Origin of the sequence: Pseudomonas sp. M2 (assembly GCF_015751845.1) — a bacterium.
GTDB lineage: Bacteria > Pseudomonadota > Gammaproteobacteria > Pseudomonadales > Pseudomonadaceae > Aquipseudomonas > Aquipseudomonas putida_E.
The window spans coordinates 2658517-2679442 of record NZ_JADOUD010000001.1; the positions used below are offsets into that span (position 1 = coordinate 2658517).

General features: G+C 63.3%; 16 protein-coding genes. 12 read left to right on the top strand and 4 right to left on the bottom strand.

Translation table 11 applies throughout. The annotated features are described in order from the left end of the window. The first annotated feature begins 8 nt into the window (after positions 1-8). The 9 genes from pepP to gcvP all read left to right on the top strand — a co-directional run bounded on the left by pepP (position 9) and on the right by gcvP (position 11757). Positions 9-1343, top strand: coding sequence for a Xaa-Pro aminopeptidase (pepP, locus tag IWW33_RS12310; RefSeq protein ID WP_115273145.1), 1335 nt, complete (start codon positions 9-11; stop codon positions 1341-1343). Continuing rightward, complete coding sequence (gene ubiH, locus IWW33_RS12315) at positions 1340-2539, top strand: 2-octaprenyl-6-methoxyphenyl hydroxylase (RefSeq protein WP_115273144.1); 1200 nt, start codon at positions 1340-1342, stop codon at positions 2537-2539. Before pepP ends, ubiH begins: the two co-directional genes overlap by 4 nt. Continuing rightward, the gene (locus IWW33_RS12320) at positions 2536-3018 is read left to right on the top strand and encodes a DUF4442 domain-containing protein (RefSeq protein WP_046788199.1); all 483 of its coding nucleotides are present in this window, start codon (positions 2536-2538) and stop codon (positions 3016-3018) included. Before ubiH ends, IWW33_RS12320 begins: the two co-directional genes overlap by 4 nt. A gap of 9 nt (positions 3019-3027) precedes the next feature. Continuing rightward, entirely contained in the window at positions 3028-4245 is a 1218-nt protein-coding gene (locus IWW33_RS12325; protein ID WP_174142001.1) for a 2-octaprenyl-3-methyl-6-methoxy-1,4-benzoquinol hydroxylase, read from the top strand. Positions 4246-4400: 155 nt separating this feature from the next. Further along, complete coding sequence (locus tag IWW33_RS12330; RefSeq protein WP_119687952.1) at positions 4401-5402, top strand: extracellular solute-binding protein; 1002 nt, start codon at positions 4401-4403, stop codon at positions 5400-5402. Between the two features lie 90 nt (positions 5403-5492). Next, positions 5493-7115 (top strand): iron ABC transporter permease, encoded by a 1623-nt coding sequence (locus IWW33_RS12335; RefSeq protein WP_174141990.1) that lies wholly within the window; start codon positions 5493-5495, stop codon positions 7113-7115. Positions 7116-7238: 123 nt separating this feature from the next. Beyond that, positions 7239-8321: a glycine cleavage system aminomethyltransferase GcvT gene (gcvT, locus tag IWW33_RS12340; RefSeq protein ID WP_046788202.1), complete on the top strand. Its 1083-nt coding sequence runs from the start codon at positions 7239-7241 to the stop codon at positions 8319-8321. A gap of 47 nt (positions 8322-8368) precedes the next feature. Further along, positions 8369-8752 (top strand): glycine cleavage system protein GcvH, encoded by a 384-nt coding sequence (gene gcvH / locus IWW33_RS12345; protein WP_046788203.1) that lies wholly within the window; start codon positions 8369-8371, stop codon positions 8750-8752. 131 nt (positions 8753-8883) lie between these two features. Then, positions 8884-11757 (top strand): aminomethyl-transferring glycine dehydrogenase, encoded by a 2874-nt coding sequence (gene gcvP, locus IWW33_RS12350; protein ID WP_174141989.1) that lies wholly within the window; start codon positions 8884-8886, stop codon positions 11755-11757. A gap of 35 nt (positions 11758-11792) precedes the next feature. Here the strand turns inward: gcvP and IWW33_RS12355 are convergent, their stop codons facing one another. Next, positions 11793-12107, bottom strand: a complete 315-nt coding sequence (locus IWW33_RS12355) for a DUF2388 domain-containing protein (RefSeq protein WP_046788205.1) — start codon at positions 12105-12107, stop codon at positions 11793-11795. Between the two features lie 89 nt (positions 12108-12196). Then, entirely contained in the window at positions 12197-13882 is a 1686-nt protein-coding gene (locus IWW33_RS12360; RefSeq protein ID WP_174141988.1) for a GspE/PulE family protein, read from the bottom strand. A gap of 340 nt (positions 13883-14222) precedes the next feature. Here IWW33_RS12360 and gabD point away from each other — a divergent pair, with 340 nt between their 5' ends. From gabD to IWW33_RS12375, 3 genes are all read left to right on the top strand, one after another. Then, positions 14223-15665 carry an NADP-dependent succinate-semialdehyde dehydrogenase gene (gabD, locus tag IWW33_RS12365; RefSeq protein WP_046788207.1) on the top strand — a complete coding sequence of 481 codons (1443 nt, stop codon included), beginning with the start codon at positions 14223-14225 and terminating at the stop codon, positions 15663-15665. 178 nt (positions 15666-15843) lie between these two features. Continuing rightward, positions 15844-17121, top strand: a complete 1278-nt coding sequence (gene gabT, locus IWW33_RS12370; protein WP_012316754.1) for a 4-aminobutyrate--2-oxoglutarate transaminase — start codon at positions 15844-15846, stop codon at positions 17119-17121. Positions 17122-17258: 137 nt separating this feature from the next. Continuing rightward, a complete protein-coding gene (locus tag IWW33_RS12375; RefSeq protein WP_119687948.1) occupies positions 17259-18521 on the top strand; it encodes a response regulator in 1263 nt (420 codons plus the stop codon). 33 nt (positions 18522-18554) lie between these two features. Here the strand turns inward: IWW33_RS12375 and IWW33_RS12380 are convergent, their stop codons facing one another. Next, on the bottom strand, positions 18555-19541 hold the full coding sequence (locus IWW33_RS12380) for a sensor domain-containing diguanylate cyclase (RefSeq protein ID WP_046788209.1): 987 nt from the start codon (positions 19539-19541) through the stop codon (positions 18555-18557). Between the two features lie 141 nt (positions 19542-19682). Next, a complete protein-coding gene (gene desA, locus IWW33_RS12385) occupies positions 19683-20867 on the bottom strand; it encodes a delta-9 fatty acid desaturase DesA (RefSeq protein WP_046788210.1) in 1185 nt (394 codons plus the stop codon). Between the last annotated feature and the right edge of the window lie 59 nt (positions 20868-20926).

Consider the following 20926-nt stretch of genomic DNA (forward strand, 5'->3'; position numbering starts at 1 on the left):
TCCTGCCCATGAGCCACATACCCAAGGCCGAATATGCCCGTCGGCGCAAGGCGCTGATGGCGCAGATGGTCCCCAACAGCATTGCCATCCTGCCGGCTGCCGCAGTCGCCATTCGCAACCGCGATGTCGAGCACGTCTACCGCCAGGACAGCGATTTCCAGTACCTGAGCGGCTTCCCGGAGCCGGAGGCGGTGATCGCGCTGATCCCGGGGCGCGAGCATGGCGAGTACGTGCTGTTCTGCCGCGAGCGTAACCCTGAGCGCGAGCTGTGGGACGGCCTGCGTGCCGGCCAGGAAGGTGCCATCCGCGACTTTGGCGCGGACGATGCCTTCCCGATCACCGACATCGACGAGATCCTGCCGGGCCTCATCGAAGGTCGCGAACGGGTCTACAGCGCCATGGGCAGCAACCCCGAGTTCGACCGTCGGCTGATGGACTGGATCAACGTGATCCGCTCCAAGGCGCGCCTTGGCGCCCAGCCACCGAACGAGTTCGTTGCCCTGGATCATCTGCTGCACGACATGCGTCTGTATAAATCGGCGGCGGAAGTGAAAGTGATGCGCGCCGCTGCAGAAATTTCCGCGCGTGCCCATGTGCGGGCCATGCAGGCCTGCCGGGCGGGGCTGCACGAGTACAGCCTGGAAGCCGAGCTGGACTACGAGTTCCGTAAAGGCGGGGCAAGAATGCCAGCCTACGGGTCGATCGTCGCTGCCGGCCGCAATGGCTGTATCCTGCACTATCAGGAGAACAATGCCGCGCTCAAGGACGGTGACCTGGTGCTGATCGACGCCGGTTGCGAAATCGATTGCTATGCCAGCGACATCACCCGCACCTTCCCGGTCAGCGGGCGGTTTTCGCCTGAGCAAAAGGCCGTCTATGAACTGGTGCTCAAGGCCCAGGCCGCCGCTTTCGCCGAGATTGCCCCAGGCAAGCACTGGAACCACGCCCATGAAGCGACCGTGCGGGTGATCACCGAGGGCCTGGTGGAGCTGGGCCTGCTCAAGGGCAAGGTGCAGGCGCTGATCGAAAGTGAAGCGTATCGGGCCTTCTACATGCACCGTGCCGGGCACTGGCTGGGCATGGACGTGCACGATGTGGGCGAATACAAGGTCGGCGGCCAGTGGCGGGTGCTGGAGCCTGGCATGGCGCTGACCGTCGAACCGGGTATCTACATTGCCGCCGACAATCAGCAGGTCGCGAAGAAATGGCGCGGCATCGGCGTAAGGATCGAGGACGACGTGGTGGTGACCAGGCAAGGCTGTGAAATTCTGACTTCGGGCGTGCCCAGGACGGTCGCCGAGATCGAGGCGCTTATGCAGGCGGCCCGTAAGGACGCTGCATGAACCGAGTCAACCTGGCGATCATTGGTGGCGGCCTGGTCGGTGCCAGCCTTGCGCTGGCCCTGCAGGCTGGGGCCAAGGCGCGTGGCTGGAAGATCCTGCTGATCGAGCCATTCGCCCCGGGCGACAGCTTCCAGCCCAGCTATGATGCGCGCTCCTCAGCGCTTTCGTTCGGTACCCGGCAGATCTACCAGCACCTGGGCGTGTGGCAGGGCATCAGCCCTCGTGCCGAGCCGATCCGGCAGATCCAGGTCTCGGACCGTGGGCGCTTTGGCTCCACCCGCCTCGATGCGCTGGAGGAGGGCGTGCCAGCGTTGGGCTACGTGGTCGAGAACGCCTGGCTTGGTCAGTGCCTTTGGCAAGGGCTGGACAGCGAGGTGGTGAGCTGGCGCTGCCCGGCCGAAGTGAAGGCGATGCAGGCCGTCGCCGGTGGTTATCGCTTGCAGCTGGACGATGACACCGCCCTTGAGTGCGACCTGGCAGTGCTGGCCGACGGTGGCCGCTCCGGGTTGCGCGAGCAACTGGGCATCCATGTGCGCCGCACGCCCTACGAGCAGAGCGCCCTGATCGCCAACATTACCCCGGGCGAGTCCCATCGCGGGCAAGCCTTCGAGCGCTTTACCGAGCAAGGCCCCATGGCATTGCTGCCGCTGCCCGAGAACCGCTGTGCGTTGGTCTGGACCCGTCAGGGTATGGACGCCAAGCGCTTGGCCGAGATCGACGAACGCAGCTTCCTGCGCGAGCTGCAGGATGTATTCGGCTATCGCCTCGGCGCCCTGCGCCAGGTCGGCGCACGGCATCTGTACCCGCTGGCACTGGTCGAAGCCCAAGAGCAGGTGCGCCCGCATCTGGTGGTACTGGGCAATGCCGCGCACAGCCTGCACCCCATTGCCGGGCAGGGTTTCAACCTGTCGCTGCGCGATGTGCAGTCGCTGGCCGATGCGCTGCTGGCCGGCCCGCAGCAGCCAGGCGATCTGGCGACCCTGCAGGCGTACCATCAACGCCAGCAACTCGACCAGGCCATGACCATCGGTTTCTCCGACCAGGTTACCCGCCTGTTCGGCAGTAATCAGCCGTTGCTGGCCGCCGGGCGCAACATCGGCTTGCTTGGGCTCGACTTGCTGCCGCCGGCCAAAAGCTGGTTCGCCCGCCAGGCCATGGGCCTGGGCACCCGCCCTGATCCGCGGGGGCAGGCATGAGCAACCCGCGCAAGCTGGCGCGCCGGGCGCGCATGTTGCGCTGGCTGCTGAACCTTTACCCACCGTACCTGGGCGCTGGCATTCGCATTCAGCACATCAGCCCAGACATGCGCAGTGTCAGGGTGCGCATGAAGCTGAACCGCTGGAACCGCAACTACGTCGGTACCCAGTTTGGCGGTAGCCTGTATTCGATGGTCGATCCGTTCTACATGCTATTGCTGATCGAACTGCTGGGCCGTGAGTACATCGTCTGGGACAAGGCAGCCAGCATTGACTTCATCGCACCGGGCAAAGGCCCGGTGTATGCCGATTTCCACATCGAAGACGCACTGCTGGACGAGATCCGCCAGCAGACCGCCAGCGGCAAGAAATACCTGCCACGTTTGCAGGTCGATGTCCGCGACGGTGCCGGCGAGCTGGTGGCGCGGGTCGATAAAACCCTATACGTGCGGCTCAAGCCGCAAGCGAGGCAGGCGTAAGGCATGGAAATGCGCGCAGATCTGTTGATTGTCGGTGCCGGTATGGTCGGCAGCGCCTTGGCCTTGGCGTTGCGCCACAGTGGCCTGGAGATACTCCTGCTCGACGGTGGTTCGCTGACGGTGAAGCCGTTTGACGGCGATGCGCCGTTCGAGGCGCGGGTCAGCGCCCTCTCGGCGGCCAGCCAGCGCATCCTCGAGCGTTTGGGCGCCTGGGAAGAAATCGCCAAACGGCGTGTTTCGCCCTACTCGGACATGCATGTCTGGGACGGCAGCGGCACTGGGCAGATTCACTTTTCCGCCGCCAGCGTGCACGCGCAGGTGCTTGGCCATATCGTCGAAAACCGGGTAGTGCAGGATGGCCTGCTGGAGCGCCTGCATGACAGCGATATCGGCCTGCTGCCCAACGCCCGCCTGGAGCAGATGCGCCGCTCTGGCGATGAGTGGCTGCTGACCCTGGCCGATGGCCGCCGCCTGCGGGCACCGCTGGTGGTGGCTGCCGACGGTGCCAATTCGGCGGTGCGGCGCCTGGCCGGCTGCCAGACCCGTGAGTGGGATTACCTGCACCACGCTATCGTCACCAGCGTGCGCTGCAGTGCTGCACACCAGGCTACCGCCTGGCAGCGCTTCACCGACGAAGGGCCGCTGGCCTTCCTGCCCTTGTCGCGAGACGGCCAGCAGGGCTGGTGCTCGATCGTGTGGTCGACCACGCCCGAGCAGGCCGAGCAGCTCATGGCGCTGGATGATCAAGCTTTCCTCAAGGCCCTGGAGCGTGGATTCGAGGGGCGCCTGGGCCAAGTGCTGCACGCCGACCCTCGGGTTTGCGTGCCGTTGCGCCAGCGCCACGCCAAGCGGTACGTGGACGAGGGGCTGGCATTGATCGGCGATGCCGCGCACACCATTCATCCGTTGGCGGGGCAGGGCGTGAACCTGGGCTTTCTCGATGCAGCGGTGCTGGCTGAGGTGTTGGTGAACGCCTGCGAGCGGGGTGAACGGCTGGCGGATGTGAAAGTGCTCAGCCGTTATGAGCGCCGACGCATGCCACACAACCTGGCATTGATGGCGGCGATGGAGGGCTTCGAGCGGCTGTTCCAGGCCAACCCGCTGCCGTTGCGCTGGTTGCGTAACAGCGGTCTGAAGCTGGTGCAGCAGATGCCGGAGGCCAAGGCGCTGTTCGTGCGCCAGGCGTTGGGGCTTTCCGGGGACTTGCCGGAGCTGGCCAGACCTTGAGATTGTTGGGCCGCTTTGCGGCCCTTTCGCGACACGAGGCCGCTCCTGCAGGCGTTCGCGTGCTCTTGCAACATCTGGTAACGGCTGGGTAGGTGAGCCGGAAAATGGGATTCACTACCATTTGCGCCTCTCATACGATTCGAGGAGTGCATCCCATGTTGCCACGCAAGCCCCTACTGGCCGCCCTGGCCCTGACGCTGTTCGGTGGCACCGCCCAGGCGGCGGACGAAGTAGTGGTGTACTCCTCGCGCATCGACGAGCTGATCAAGCCGGTGTTCGACGCCTACACCGCCGAGACCGGCGTCAAGATCAAGTTCATCACCGACAAGGAAGCCCCGCTGATGCAGCGCATCAAGGCCGAGGGCGAGAACGGGGTGGCCGACCTGCTGCTGACCGTCGATGCCGGTAACCTGTGGCAGGCCGAGCAGATGGGCATCCTGCAGCCTATCAAGTCGGCCATCATCGACCAGAACATCCCCGCTCAATACCGCGCCTCGTCCCATGACTGGACTGGCCTGAGCCTGCGCGCGCGGACCATCATCTACTCCACCGAGCGGGTCAAACCCGCAGAGCTGAGCACCTACGAGGCACTGGCCGACAAGCAGTGGGAAGGGCGTCTGTGCCTGCGCACGGCAAAGAAGGTCTACAACCAGTCGCTGACCGCCACGCTGATCGAGAACCATGGCGAGGCCAAGACCGAACAGATCGTCAAAGGCTGGGTCAACAACCTGTCTACCGACGTGTTCTCCGATGACAACTCGGTAATCCAGGCCATCGAGGCCGGCCAGTGCGATGTGGGGGTGGTGAACACTTACTACTTCGGCCGCCTGCACAAGCAGAACCCGAACTTGCCGGTGAAGATCTTCTGGCCTAACCAGGGCGACCGAGGCGTGCACGTCAACCTGTCCGGCATCGGCCTGACCAAGCACGCACCGCATCCGGAGGCGGCCAAGAAGCTGGTGGAGTGGATGACCGGTGAGCAGGCGCAGAAGCTGTTCGCCGACATCAACCAGGAGTTCCCGGCCAACCCGAAGGTCAAGCCATCGGACGAGGTCGCGGCATGGGGCAGCTTCAAGGCTGACAGCATCCCGGTCGAGGTGGCAGGCAAACGCCAGGCCGAGGCCATTCGCTTGATGGATCGGGCTGGCTGGAACTAAGCCCCAGGCTTTATCCTGCAGGGGCCCACAAGGGCCCCTTCGCGTGGCAAGCCCGCTCAGCGGTTGCCATCTGCCACAGAGACAGTTGCCTTGCCCCACGCTCCCCAACGCCGCTGGTACCTCCCGGTCACCCTGACTGCCGCACTCGTGCTCTTGCCCTTGAGCGTCTTGCTGCTGTCCTGGCAGTCGATCGACGTGCAGATCTGGTCGCACCTGCTCGACACCCAGATGAGCCGCCTGCTCGGCAACACGCTCACCCTGGTGGCGGGCGTAGGCGTAGGCGTCACGGTGCTTGGCGTGAGCCTGGCCTGGCTCACCAGCCTTTGCGAGTTCCCCGGCAGGCGCTGGCTGGACTGGGCACTGATGCTGCCGTTTGCCATCCCTGCCTATGTCTTGGCGTTCGTCTTCGTCGGCCTGCTTGATTTCGCCGGCCCAGTGCAAAGCGCCTTGCGTGAAGTGTTCGGGCCCATGCGCCTGCCGCGGGTGCGCTCCACCGGCGGGGTGATTGTCGTGCTGGTGCTGGTGTTCTATCCCTATGTCTACCTGCTCGCACGCACGGCATTCCTGGCCCAGGGCAAGGGGCTCATGGAAGCGGCGCGGGTGTTGGGTCTTTCGCCGCTGCAAGCTTTCTGGCGGGTTGCGCTGCCCATGGCGAGGCCGGCCATCGGCGCAGGCATTGCGCTGGCCCTGATGGAGACTTTGGCAGATTTCGGCGCGGTGGCGGTGTTCAATTTCGACACGTTCACCACCGCCATTTACAAGACCTGGTACGGCTTCTTCAGCCTGTCCAGCGCGGCTCAGCTGGCCAGCCTGCTATTGCTGGCGGTAATGCTGGTGCTGTACGGAGAGCGCCGAGCTCGTGGCGCCTCGCGCAGCTCAAACGAACGCCCGCGGGGTCAGGCCCTCTATCACCTGCGCGGTCTGAAGGCACTGCTGGCCAGTGGCTGGTGCCTGCTGGTATTTGCCTGTGCCTTCGTCATCCCGCTGCTGCAGTTGCTGGTATGGTTCTGGCACCGGGGGCGGCATGACCTGGACGAGCGCTATGTTGGCCTGGTGCTGCACACCTTGTACCTGGGCGCCCTGGCAGCCTTGATCACGGTGAGCGTCGCACTGCTGCTGGCATTTGCCCGGCGTCAGGCGCCGACCGGCGGCATCCGTGCCGGGGTTGGCCTGGCCAACCTGGGCTACGCCTTGCCCGGCTCGGTGCTGGCGGTGTCGATCATGCTGGCCTTCAGCTACCTGGACAACCACCTGGTGATCCCTCTGTCGAGCTGGCTGGGTGGGGCAGGCAAGCCATTGCTGCTGGGCAGCCTGGCGGCATTGCTGGTGGCCTATCTGGTACGTTTCATCGCCGTGGCCTATGGGCCACTGGAAGGCAGCCTGGAGCGCATCCGCCCGTCGTTGCCCGAGGTTTCACGGAGCCTGGGTGTCGGAGGGGCGAGATTGTTTTTCAAAGTGTATATGCCGCTGCTGGTCCCTGGTGCCCTCAGCGCCGCACTGCTGGTCTTCGTCGATGTGCTCAAGGAAATGCCCGCGACCTTGCTGATGCGGCCCTTCGGCTGGGATACCCTCGCCGTACGGGTGTTCGAGATGACCAGTGAAGGCGAGTGGGCGCGTGCCTCACTGCCCGCCTTGACCTTGGTGCTGGTTGGCCTGCTGCCGGTCATCGGCCTGATTCGTCGTTCAGCCAGGCGCCCCGGTCACAGTCACTGAGGGTGCCAGCCCGCGCCCTTGCGGCTACAATGCGCGGCATTCGCGCGACGGGTCCTACAAGAAGAGCTGACAACCAAACGTCATCGACCGCCGCCGCTTCGCCACGCCCGGAAGGAGAAACCCATGGGACAGCGCACGCTTTTGTACGACTTGCACCTGGCGCTAGGCGCCAAGACAGTCGATTTCGGTGGCTGGGACATGCCGCTGCACTACGGCTCGCAAGTTGAAGAGCACCATCAGGTGCGCAGTGACTGTGGGGTGTTCGATGTTTCCCACATGACCGTGATCGACATCGATGGCACCGATGCCACCGTCTGGCTGCAGCGCTTGCTGGCCAACGACGTTGCCCGCCTTGGGGGTGTCGGCAAGGCGCTGTACAGCCCGTTGCTCAACGAACAGGGCGCAATTATCGATGACCTGATCGTCTACCGCACGGAAAATGGCTACCGGCTGATCACCAATGCCGCTACCCGCGCCAATGTACTGGCGTGGCTGGAGGCCCACAGTACCGGCTTCTCGGTCGGTTTCAAGGTGCGCCCCGACCTGGCCATTCTCGCCATCCAGGGCCCCCAGGCCCGCGAGAAAGTCGCAGCCTTGCTCAGCGCTTCGCGCGCTGCGCTTATCCGTGAGCTGCGCCCGTTCGAAGGGCTTGGCGAGGGCGACTGGTTCATTGCCCGCACCGGTTACACCGGTGAGGACGGGTTGGAAATCATCCTGCCGGGCCATGAGGCCGTGGCCTTTTTCAACGACCTGGTCGGCGCTGGCATCGCCCCCAGTGGCCTTGGCGCCCGCGACACCTTGCGCCTGGAGGCCGGCATGAACCTGTACGGCCAGGATATCGACGAAGACCACACCCCGCTTACCTCCAACCTGGGCTGGAGCATCGCCTGGGAGCCGGCCGAGCGTGATTTCATCGGCCGCGCTGGCCTGCTGGCGGAAATCGAGCGCGGCGTGCAGGACAAGCTGGTCGGCCTGGTGCTGGAGGAACGCGGTGTTTTGCGCGCCCATCAGGTGGTTCGCGTTGCCGGCATTGGCGAAGGGGAGATCACCAGTGGTAGTTTCTCTCCTACGCTGAGCAAATCCATTGCCCTGGCGCGCGTGCCCATGGCCACCGGCGATCGTGCCGAGGTCGAGATTCGCGGCAAGTGGTACCCGGTGCGGGTGGTCAAACCGACCTTCGTGCGTCACGGCAAGATTCTGATCTGAACAATCAACGGCGGGCCGACCGCTGACCCAATCGAGGAATACAAGACATGAGCAATATCCCCGCCGATCTGCGTTTTGCCGAAAGCCACGAGTGGGCGCGCCTGGAAGCCGACGGTACTGTGACCGTGGGCATCAGCGACCACGCTCAAGAGGCCCTGGGTGATGTGGTGTTCGTGGAACTGGCAGAGGTTGGCAAAGTATTCGCTGCTGGCGATGCTGCTGGCGTGGTCGAGTCGGTCAAGGCCGCTTCGGATATCTATGCCCCGGTGGGTGGCGAAGTGATCGCGGTCAACGAAGACCTGGCCGACAGCCCGGAGCTGCTCAACGAAGAGCCTTACGGCGCCTGGATCTTCAAGCTCAAGCCAAGCGACAAGGCCGAACTGGACAAGCTGCTGGACGCTGCCGGTTACAAAGCCGCTATCGGCGAGTGAGCCTTCTGGCCTCATCGCCGGCTTGCCGGCGATGAGGCCGGTACTGGCGAAGCAAGTTTTCCCGCAGTATCGGCAATCCTTCCTAGACTTATAAGTCTCCACGAGGCCTGGTCTAGGAAGAGAGCGTCGTCATGTCCCAGTCGCCATCCCTGCATCAACTGCAAGAGCTCAACCCATTCCTGCGTCGCCACCTGGGGCCAGATGCCTCCGAGCAGCAGGCCATGCTCAACGCCCTGGGCTTGAGTAGCCGCAGCGAGCTGATCGAACAGACCGTCCCGCCGGATATCCGCTTCAACCGCGCCCTCGACCTGCCCCCCGCCCTGGATGAACAGGCTGCCTTGGCCAAGCTCGCCGGTTATGCCGAGCAGAACCAGGTGTGGACCAGCCTGATCGGCATGGGTTACCACGGCACCGTCACGCCAACCGTCATCCTGCGCAACGTGCTGGAGAACCCCGGCTGGTACACCGCCTATACGCCTTACCAGCCAGAAATCGCCCAAGGCCGGCTGGAAGCGCTGCTCAACTTTCAGCAAATGGTCATCGACCTGAGCGGCCTGGCCCTGGCCAATGCCTCACTGCTCGATGAAGCCACCGCCGCAGCCGAAGCCATGGCCTTGGCCAAACGCGTGGCGCGCAACAAGAGCAATGCCTTCTTTGCCGATGAACACTGTCACCCGCAGACACTGTCCGTGTTGCGAACCCGGGCTGAAGGTTTTGGTTTCGAGCTGATCGTCGACGCTGTGGATAACCTTGGCCAGCACCAAGTATTCGGCGCTTTGCTGCAGTACCCGGATACTCATGGGGAAGTGCGTGACCTGCGCCCGCTGATTGACCAGTTGCACGGCCAGCATGCCTTGGCATGCGTGGCGGCAGACCTGTTGAGCCTGGTGCTACTCACGCCGCCGGGCGAGCTTGGCGCAGACGTGGTGCTTGGCTCGACCCAGCGCTTTGGCGTGCCGATGGGCTATGGCGGCCCGCATGCGGCCTATTTCGCCTGCCGCGAAGACTACAAGCGGGCGATGCCGGGGCGCATCATCGGTGTGTCGCGTGATGCCCGTGGCAACACCGCACTGCGAATGGCCCTGCAGACCCGCGAGCAACACATCCGCCGCGAAAAAGCCAACTCCAACATCTGCACCGCCCAGGTACTGCTGGCCAACATCGCCGGCTTCTATGCGGTGTACCACGGCCCTGAAGGCTTGCAGCGCATTGCACAGCGCGTGCACCGGCTGACCGTCGTGCTCGCCGCGGGCCTTGAGGCCAAGGGCATCAAACGCCTTAACCCGCATTTCTTCGACACACTTACCCTGGATGTCGGCGGTGCCCAGGCGGCCATCATCGAAAGTGCGCAAGCGGCGTGCATCAACTTGCGCATTCTGGGCCGCGGCCATCTGGGTGTGAGCCTGGACGAAACGTGCAGCGAAGAAACCGTGCTTCGGCTGTTCGACATCTTTCTTGGCGTGGATCATGGCCTTGAGGTCACCGCGCTTGACCAGCAGGTTCTGACAGGGGGTATTCCGGCCGCTCTGGAACGGCGCACGCCGTTCCTCTCCCACCCGGTGTTCAACCTGCATCACAGCGAAACGCAGATGCTGCGCTACCTCAAGCAGCTGGAAAACAAGGACCTGGCGCTGAACCAATCGATGATCCCGCTGGGTTCCTGCACCATGAAGCTCAACGCCACCAGCGAAATGATCCCCATCACCTGGCCCGGATTCGCTCTGCTTCATCCCTTTGCGCCCGATGCTCAGGTCGCAGGCTACAAAGCGATGATCGATGAGCTGGAGCGCTGGCTGTGCGCTATTACCGGTTTTGATGCGATCTGCATGCAACCCAACTCGGGTGCCCAGGGCGAATACGCCGGGCTGATGGCAATCACCCGTTACCACCGCAGCCGTCATCAGCCCCAGCGCACGCTGTGCCTGATCCCTTCGTCGGCCCACGGCACCAACCCTGCTTCAGCGCAGATGGCTGGCATGGAAGTGGTGATCGTCGACTGCGATGACGACGGCAACGTTGACCTCGACGACCTCAAAGCCAAGGCCAAGGCTGCAGGCGAGCGGCTGTCCTGCCTCATGGTTACCTACCCGTCGACACATGGTGTGTATGAGGAGGGCATCCGGGAAATATGTGAGGTGGTGCACCAGCACGGTGGCCAGGTCTACATGGACGGCGCCAACCTCAACGCCCAGGTCGGTCTCACGCGGCCGGCTGACATCGGCGCCGATGTCTCGCACATGAACCTGCACAAGACCTTCTGCATCCCGCACGGTGGCGGCGGCCCCGGGATGGGGCCGATTGGCATCCGTGCACACCTCAAGCCGTTCGTCGCCAGTCATCCGGTGGTGCCGGTGCCGGGCCTGGACCCGAACAACAGCGCGGTCAGCGCCGCGCCTTGGGGCAGCGCGAGTATCTTGCCGATCAGCTGGATGTATATCGCCATGATGGGGCCGCAACTGGCCGATGCGAGCGAAGTGGCCATCCTGTCGGCCAACTACCTGGCCAGCCAGCTTGGTGGGGCTTTCCCGGTGCTGTACAGAGGCCGAAACCAGCGGGTGGCGCACGAGTGCATTCTTGATCTGCGGCCGCTCAAGGCAATTACCGGGATAACTGAAGAGGATGTGGCCAAGCGCCTGATGGACTATGGCTTCCATGCCCCGACCATGTCATTCCCGGTGCCCGGGACCTTGATGGTCGAACCGACAGAGAGCGAGTCGAAAGCCGAGCTGGACCGGTTCGTCGAGGCCATGCTGGCGATCCGTGCGGAGATCGGTGAGGTGCAGCAGGGTAACTGGCCAGCGGAAGACAACCCGCTCAAACATGCGCCACATACCCTGGCCGATGTGCTGGCACCGTGGAGCCGGCCTTACAGCCTTGAGCAGGCTGTAGCCCCCAGCGCTCACGTGCGCCAGCACAAGTACTGGCCGGCGGTGAACCGGGTCGACAACGTGTATGGGGACAGGAACCTGTTCTGTGCGTGCGTACCGGTGGAGGCGTATCGCTGAGTTGAAGTTGGGGCTGCACAGCAGCCCCAGGGGGCTTACTCGGCTACCGCGTTCCTGGCCAGGATGGCATTGGCCAGTTCCATGTCGCTGGCTTGCATGCCTGGGTTCTCAGCCCGCACCTGGCGCATTGCCGCCTCCAGGAACGGCCCACGAATAGCACCTTCACTGGCAACGAAGCTGCCGGCGTCATCCTGCGCCGCGACGACCAGCTTGTGGTCCCTGGAGGTCAGGTAAGTCGATGCCGTAGTCGCGCCGGAAGAAATCACGTTGCGCCAGAAGGTATCGGCCATGGCGGAGCCAATGGGCAGCGAAAGCAGGGCAGCGGCTGCGATGGCGGTTGGGAGACGCATGATGAAACACCTCGAAGGGTGAGGGCTGATGGAGCCCGATTTGATTGAGTCTGAGGGGTGTAAGTTCCCAGAAAACAAGGGTTTTTTGCTTATGCGCAGACCCGCAGCACTTCCTCTTGGCAGGTCAGCCCACTGGCCACCTTTGCCTCCCCGCAGCGTTTCAGGTCCAGCAACCCTTCGCTCAATGCCTGTCGCTGCAAGCTGGCAAGGTCCGCCCCTGCGCCTATCCGGGCGCGCAGGCTTTCACTTGGGACCAGCAGCTCGAACACGCCCGTTCGGCCATGAAAGCCGGTGCCCCGGCACAGCAGGCAAGGCTGGCCGCTGGCCGATGATGCGCAGCCCTGACAGTCACGGCACAGCAAGCGCACCAGGCGCTGCGCCATCACCCCGCTCAGGGAGGCCTTGATCAGGTAATCGGGCACGCCCAGTTCCAGCAGGCGGGTGATGGCGCCACAGCTGTCGTTGGTGTGCAGGGTCGAGAGCACCAGGTGCCCGGTAAGGGCAGCTTGCACGGCTACCAGCGCCGTCTCGCGATCGCGGATCTCGCCGATCATGATGATGTCAGGATCTTGGCGCAGCAGCGCGCGTACGCCGTTGGCGAAGCTGAGGTCCAGTGCCGGCTGCACCTGTAATTGATTGAAAGCCGGCTCCAGGCGTTCGATCGGGTCTTCGATGGTGCACAGGTTGACCTCGGGCGTGGCCAGCCACTTCAGGCTCGCGTACAGCGTGCTGGTCTTGCCTGAACCGGTAGGGCCGGTGACCAAAAGAATGCCATGACGGCGCTGCAGCAGGGCCTGCCACTGCTGCAGTTGTTCACCTTCCAGGCCCAGGCGGTCGAAGTCTTCCTGTAGCTGTTGTGGGTCGAACAAGCGCAGTACCAGCTTTTCGCCAAAGGGGGTGGGCAGCGTAGACAGGCGCAATTCCACCTCGTGGCCACCTGGCAGGCTGCTCTTCACACGGCCATCCTGCGGCCGGCGTTTTTCCGCGACATCCATGCGGCCCAAGTGCTTCAGGCGGCTGACGACGGCCAGGGTCACGCTGGCCGGGAAGGCGTAGACCGTATGCAGGAGGCCGTCTATGCGATAGCGCAACCGGCCCTGCTCGCGGCGTGGCTCAAGATGGATGTCACTGGCGCGCTGTTCGACAGCGTACTGCAGCAGCCAGTCGACGATGTGCACGATATGCGCGTCGTCTGCCGTGGCGTTGCCCTGGCGCTTGTCCTGCTCCAGCAATTGCTCGAGCTCACCGAGGCTTGCTGACTGCTGATGCTGGGCACCTTGCACCGAGTGGGCGAGGCGAAACAGCGACTGGCCCACCTGGCGCAACTGCAGGGGGCTGGCGAGCACACGGCGGATCGGCCTGCCCAGGCTGCGGGCCAGATCGGTTTGCCAGTCACACTGGTAAGGCTGCGCACTGGCCACGGTGATGCCCAGGCTGTCGCTGGCCAGGATGAGTATGCCGTGGCGATGGGCGAATGCTGGCGATATCAGCCCGTTGACCTGCGACAGGTCGAGTTGCAGTGGGTCGATGCGCTGGTAAGGCTGGCCGACTTTTCTGGCGAGCCATTGGCACAGGCAGTCCAGATGCAGGCGCTGGCCGGGGTGCTGGCGGTCTTCGAGGCCCAGGGCCGCTATGGTTTCGAGCGGATGGCGAAGTGGCTGTGAGGTGGCGTGTTCGAGTACCTGCCTGGCGTCGTTGGCGCTCAGGCGCTGGTCGGCTTGCAGCGTGTCCAGCACGCGCTTGATGTCGAGGGATCGATCGTCGGGGTTGTGCATGGCGGCGTCCGTGCCAAGTGATGAGTTCCTCATGAAGGCTAGCCAGTGGGGCTGGTTCGAGCGTAAGCGAAAGGTTTCGGGATCTTGCCGGGCTGGTAGTAGTCTGTTTCACGGTGAGGGGTGTCGGTTGGTCCTCCCCTCACATTTGCCTGCGCGCATTCGTCTACCCTGTAGGGGTTCCTGCCGGCAGCTTTCGGATAGGCTGTGCAACCATTCGTTCTTTTTTTCGAACAGCCTATTGTCCTATACCCCAGCAGCCGCTTAGCATTCGTTTGAGATTTCAAACGCTCGATGCCCTGCCTTGGGCGCTTTTCAACAATCAACAATTCGGGAAGCCGACATGCAGCTCAAAGACGCTCAGTTGTTCCGCCAGCAAGCCTTCATCAACGGTGAATGGCTGGATGCGGACAGCGGCCAGACCATCAATGTGACCAACCCGGCCACAGGTGAAGTCATCGGTACCGTGCCGAAGATGGGCTCTGCGGAAACCCGCCGCGCCATCGAAGCTGCCGACAAGGCCCTGCCGGCCTGGCGTGCACTGACCGCCAAAGAGCGCTCGAACAAGCTGCGTCGCTGGTTCGAACTGATGATCGAGAACCAGGACGACCTGGCTCGCCTGATGACCACCGAACAAGGCAAACCACTGGCCGAAGCCAAGGGCGAAATCGCCTACGCAGCCTCGTTCATCGAGTGGTTCGCCGAAGAAGCCAAGCGCGTCTACGGTGATACCATCCCGGGCCACCAGCCTGACAAGCGCCTGATCGTCATCAAGCAGCCGATCGGCGTTACCGCGGCCATCACCCCGTGGAACTTCCCGGCGGCGATGATCACCCGTAAAGCCGGCCCGGCCCTGGCCGCTGGCTGCACCATGGTGCTCAAGCCTGCTTCGCAAACCCCGTACTCTGCCCTGGCCCTGGTCGAGCTGGCTACCCGTGCCGGCATCCCGGCTGGCGTGCTGAGCGTGGTGACCGGCAGCGCTGGCGAAGTTGGCGGCGAGCTGACCGGCAACTCCCTGGTGCGCAAACTGTCCTTCACCGGCTCGACCGAAATCGGTCGCCAGTTGATGGAAGAATGTGCCAAGGACATCAAGAAGGTTTCCCTGGAGCTGGGTGGCAACGCCCCGTTCATCGTGTTCGACGATGCCGACCTGGACAAGGCGGTAGAAGGCGCGATCATCTCCAAGTACCGCAACAACGGCCAGACCTGCGTTTGCGCCAACCGTATCTATGTGCAGGACGGCGTCTACGATGCCTTCGCCGAGAAGCTCAAGGCTGCTGTGGCCAAACTGAAGATCGGTAACGGCCTGGAAGACGGCACCACCACTGGCCCGCTGATCGACGGCAAGGCCGTCGCCAAGGTTCAGGAACACATCGAGGACGCCGTCTCCAAAGGCGCCAAGGTGCTGTCCGGTGGCAAGCTGATCGAAGGCAACTTCTTCGAGCCGACCATCCTGGTCGACGTGCCGAAGACCGCTGCCGTCGCCAAGGAAGAGACCTTCGGCCCGCTGGCGCCGCTGTTCCGCTTCAAGGACGAGGCTGAAGTCATCGCCATGTCCAACGACACCGAGTTCGGCCTGGCCTCGTACTTCTATGCCCGCGACATGAGCCGTGTGTTCCGTGTTGCCGAGGCGCTGGAATACGGCATGGTGGGTATCAACACCGGCCTGATCTCCAACGAAGTCGCGCCATTCGGCGGTATCAAGGCTTCGGGCCTGGGCCGTGAAGGTTCCAAGTACGGCATCGAGGACTACCTCGAAATCAAGTACCTGTGCATCAGCGTCTGATGCGCTGAAGGCTTTACCTCTGCCAGCGGGGCGCGAGAGCGACGTCTCGCTGGCTTTTTTGACATCGCAGCACCTGGTGGCCAGGGCGTTCACGGCAGTCGATCAACGAATACTGTTCGCGAACACTCCCAGCCACCCCCGAATAAAAGCGCCGCTGATCGGCGCAAATGAGGGCATTATGAGCAAGACCAACGAATCCTTGATGCAACGTCGTGTAGCCGCCGTCCCACGTGGCGTAGGCCAGATTCACCCGATCTTCGTCGAAAGCGCGAAGAACTCGACCGTGATCGACGTTGAAGGCCGCGAACTGATCGACTTCGCCGGCGGCATCGCAGTTCTGAACACCGGCCACCTGCACCCGAAAGTGGTTGCCGCTGTTCAAGAGCAGCTGACCAAAGTCAGCCACACCTGCTTCCAGGTACTGGCTTACGAGCCTTACGTAGAGCTGTGCGAGAAGATCAACAAGCTGGTCCCAGGTGACTTCGACAAGAAGACCCTGCTGGTTTCCACCGGCTCCGAAGCCGTTGAGAACGCCGTGAAAATCGCCCGTGCCGCCACTGGCCGTGCTGGCGTGATCGCCTTCACCGGCGGCTACCACGGCCGCACCATGATGACCTTGGGCCTGACCGGCAAGGTTGTGCCGTACTCCGCAGGCATGGGCCTGATGCCTGGCGGTATCTTCCGCGCCCTGTTCCCGAGCGAACTGCACGGTGTCAGCGTTGACGACGCCATCGCTTCGGTCGAGCGCATCTTCAAGAACGACGCCGAGCCGCGCGACATCGCCGCGATCATCCTCGAGCCGGTACAGGGCGAAGGCGGCTTCCTGCCAGCGCCTAAAGAGCTGATGAAGCGCCTGCGCGCCCTGTGCGACCAGCACGGCATTCTGCTGATCGCCGACGAAGTTCAGACTGGTGCGGGCCGTACCGGCACCTTCTTCGCCATGGAACAGATGGGCGTCGCGCCGGACCTGACCACCTTCGCCAAATCCATTGCTGGCGGCTTCCCGCTGGCCGGTGTTTGCGGCAAGGCCGAGATCATGGACGCCATCGCTCCGGGCGGCCTGGGCGGTACTTACGCCGGTTCGCCGATCGCCTGTGCTGCGGCTCTGGCCGTCATCCAGGTGTTCGAAGAAGAGAAGCTGCTGGACCGCAGCAAGGCAGTAGGTGAGCACCTGACCGCTGGCCTGCGCAAGATCCAGGAAAAGCACCCGATCATTGGCGACGTCCGTGGTCTGGGCTCGATGATCGCTGTGGAAGTCTTCGAAAAAGGCACCCACACCCCGAACGCCGCTGCGGTCGCCCAAGTGGTTGCCAAAGCCCGTGACAAGGGTCTGATCCTGCTGTCTTGCGGTACCTACGGCAACGTTCTGCGTATCCTGGTTCCGCTGACCGCCGAAGATGAGCTGCTCGACAAGGGCCTGGCCATCATCGAAGAGTGCTTCGCTGAACTGGCCTGATGTGACACGCTTCATGAAAAAACCCGCTTAGGCGGGTTTTTTTTGTGCCTATTAAAGGCCCTTGGCGCTATGGTTGTGGCAGGACTTGCTTTGGAAGCTGCAACGGATTGCGTGTCAGGGATATTCAGGAGTTGGCCATGAACGCTGCAGACCCCACCCCACCTTGCGTACTGATTGCCGAAGGCGATCCCTGGGTGCGCGACATGCTGCGTGAGATGCTGCTCAGCGTGCGCTGTGATGCCCGGCTGCAGGTGTGCGCCGATGGCTCACAGGCGCTCACGGCATTGGCCAGCAAGCCTGATCTGATCATCGCTGCCCGTGAGCTGGCAGGTGTCGATGGCCTGGACCTGTTGCGCAAGGTGCGCGCCAAGGGGCCGGGGTTGCCGTTCATTCTCATGAGCAACCGCAGTGACAGTGCCAGCGTGCGTGAGGCGCTGCCGCTGCACCCCACGGCTTACCTGAGCAAGCCACTGAACATGGGCAACCTGCGCAAGCGTCTGGAAGAGCTGCTGCTTGAAGTGGGTGAGCAGATCGCCTGCCCGGTGCCACCGTTGCAGCCAGGGGCGAGCCTGCCGGCCTTCCTTGAGCAGCGCCGCGCCACCGCCGATGGCGGGCCGCTGTTTGCCGACGTGCAGGTGGCGATCAAGCGCGCGCTGAACCCGCAGGGGCTGGACCTCAAGGTGCTCGAAGCGGAAGTGCGCAACGACCCGCAGGTTACTGCCGTACTGATCGCTGCGGCCAACAGTGCTGCGCTGCACCGCGACGCTCCGGTGCAGACCCTGCTGCAGGCGCTGAACAAGCTTGGCAGCACGCAGAGCATGAACCTGATTCTGGGCCTTGCCCTCAAGCGCAGCGCCCGCCTTAGCGACCCGCTGCTGGCGCAGCAGGCGGCGCATTTCTGGAACCTGTCGCTGCATACCGCCGAATACGCTCGTTCGCTGGCGCGCATGCTTGAGCTCGATGAAGAGCTTTGTTACTGCGCCGGGCTGTTGCACTGCCTGGGTGACCTTGCGGTGCTGCGCTGCCTGCAGGAGTGGCGGCTGGCAGGTGGTGACCTGCATGATGGCTTGGTGCAGGCGTCACTGCGCGACTTCGGTGCAGCATTCGGCTCGGCGCTGCGAACCCGCTGGCGCTTGCCGCTGGGCCTGCGTGAGCTGATCGCAGCAATCTATCAGTTGGGCGGTGGGGTGTATTCGCGGGAGATCCTGGCCATGAACCTGGCAGGGCAACTGGCAAGGCTGCCGGCGGGTCAGGGGTTGGAGAAGGTGGCCGACAACAAGACCGCGCGCTTGCTCAAGGTTGGGTTGGCACAGTTGAGCCGGTTGCGCAAGGTGCAGAACCCTGAGGTAAAACCGCAAGATGAAGAGCCGCCTGTCCCCGAAGAAAAGGTGCCGACCTGAGTTTTTTTGGGGCCGCCGTGCGCAGCCACTTGCTCAGCCCCGCACGATCTGATTCTTGCCCTGCCGTTTGGCCCGGTACATCGCTGCATCGGCCCGAGCGAAGAGGCTGTCCAGTGAGTCATCCTCATCCGTTAGCCCGGTCAGCCCCTGGCTTACCGTCACTCCATACACCTGCTCGCCATGGCTGAAACTCAGCCGCTGAATCTCGCGCTGCAGGCGCTCGGCAATCTGCTCGGCGACCTGCGCATTGCAGCCGGGGAACACTGCGGCAAACTCCTCGCCACCAATACGCCCGAACAGGTCGCCGCGGCGCAGCACTGCCTTGCCGCTGTCGGCAATGCGTTGCAATACCTGGTCGCCTTCCTGATGGCCGTAGCTGTCGTTGATCTGCTTGAAGTCATCGATGTCCAGTAGCAGGAACGCCAGTGGCGTGCCGTCTTCGCGTGCGCTGTCGAAGGCTTGGCCTGCACATTCGAAAAAGTGCCGGCGGTTGCTGCTCTGGGTCAGCACGTCCGTGGTGGCCAGGCGATGCAGCTCGCCCTCAAGCTGCTTCTTGTCGGTGATGTCTTCGGCAATGCCGACGATTATCACCCGGTCACCTTCCTGCTGCTGGTTGATGTAGCACTTGTCACTGAGCCAGCGTACCTGGCCGTTTGCATTGAGAATGCGGTACTCGCGGTCTTCAACCGCGCCTTTGATCAGCACCTGGGCCAGGCTGCGCTCGGCGTATTCCAGGTCATCGGGGTAGATGCTGTCGCGCCATTCGTTGAAGTCCGCCAACACCAGGCTCGTGGGGCGGCCGAAGATGCGTTCGTAGGCGGGGCTGACGTAGAGCACCTGGCGTGTTTCCCAGTCGAACGCCCAGAGCACCGCGTTGACGCTGTCGAGCAACGAGCTGTAGAGCTGTTCACGTTCGCTCAGGCGAGCCACTTCGCCTTGGGCATGCAGCAAGGCCAGCAGTATTTGGGCTGCCTCGGGAGCTGAATTGCCGGGCAGCGTTGAATGGATGTTCTTGGCCATGTGCACGGAGCGGCTCTCGACGGGTAAGCGTGCGGCCAAAGACCGGCCCGCCACGCGGGCGATGTGCCGGCTTTGAGTGGTTTTTCAGGGGGGAAGTTCCAGCGTGCACGCCCCGTTGCGGGGCGTGCCGATCAACGGTGCTCAGGCGCCGTTCGGGCGCAGGGAGTAGGTTTTCAACTGCGCTGCGAAGTCGTGCAGGGCGTGAATGCCACTGGCTTCCGCCTCGTGCACCCAGTCTTTCATGGCGGCCAGCATGTCGTGACCATTGGCGCTGGTACGGGCCCAGATCTGCTGCAAGGCCAAGCGTTTCTCATAGATGGTCTTGAGTGCCTGGCTCTGCTCAAGCAGGGACTCGATGCGCACATGGTGACGCTCTTCGAGCAGGCTGGGTTCCCGCGACAGCAGGCGTTTGGCCCGGCGGAAGCGATGGCGTACCGAGGCGTCGACCTTGGCCAGTTCCTGTTTGACCAACGGGCCGATCACCAGCTTGCGGTATTGGGCCATGATCTGGAAACGGTTGTTGAGGATGGCCATGGTGGTGTCCATGTCCAGGTTGGCCTTGCCTTCGACGCGATGCGCGATAGGCGCCACCCGCTGTACTTTGGCCAGGCGCAGCAGGCACAACAGGCGTATCCAGGCCCAGCCGGCATCGAACTCCCAGCGCTTGACCGACAGCTTGGCCGAATTGGGGTAGGTGTGGTGGTTGTTGTGCAGTTCTTCGCCACCGATGACGATGCCCCATGGCACCAGGTTGGTAGCAGCGTCGCGGCACTCGAAGTTGCGGTAGCCCACCGCATGGCCCAAGCCGTTGACCACACCCGCTGCCCAGAACGGAATCCACATCATCTGCACCGCCCAGATGGTAATGCCGATAGTGCCGAACAGCAGCAGGTCGAGCACCGCCATCAGGGCGATACCGCCATGTTTGTAGCGTGAGTAGAGATTGCGCTCGATCCAGTCATCCGGGCAGTTTTTGCCGTAGATGCGCAGGGTTTCGGGGTTGAGTGCTTCTTCCCTGTAGAGTTCGGCGCCTTTGCGCAGCACCGTGCCCAGGCCTTTGTGCACTGGGCTGTGCGGGTCGTCCGGGGTTTCGCACTTGGCGTGGTGCTTGCGGTGCACTGCTGTCCACTCGCGGGTGTTCTGCGCCGTGGTCAGCCACAGCCAGAAGCGGAAAAAGTGCTTGAGCGCGCCATTGAGCTCCAGGGCACGGTGGGCGGAGTAGCGGTGCAGATAAATGGTGACGCTGATGATGGTCACGTGAGTCATCAGCAGGGTAACGCCAACCAGTTGCCAGGCCGACAAGTCGAGCAGACCGTAATACCACATAGGTGTCAAAACCCTCGAAGACACAGGGGAAGGCTCTGATTATCCCTTGGCAGGGAAAT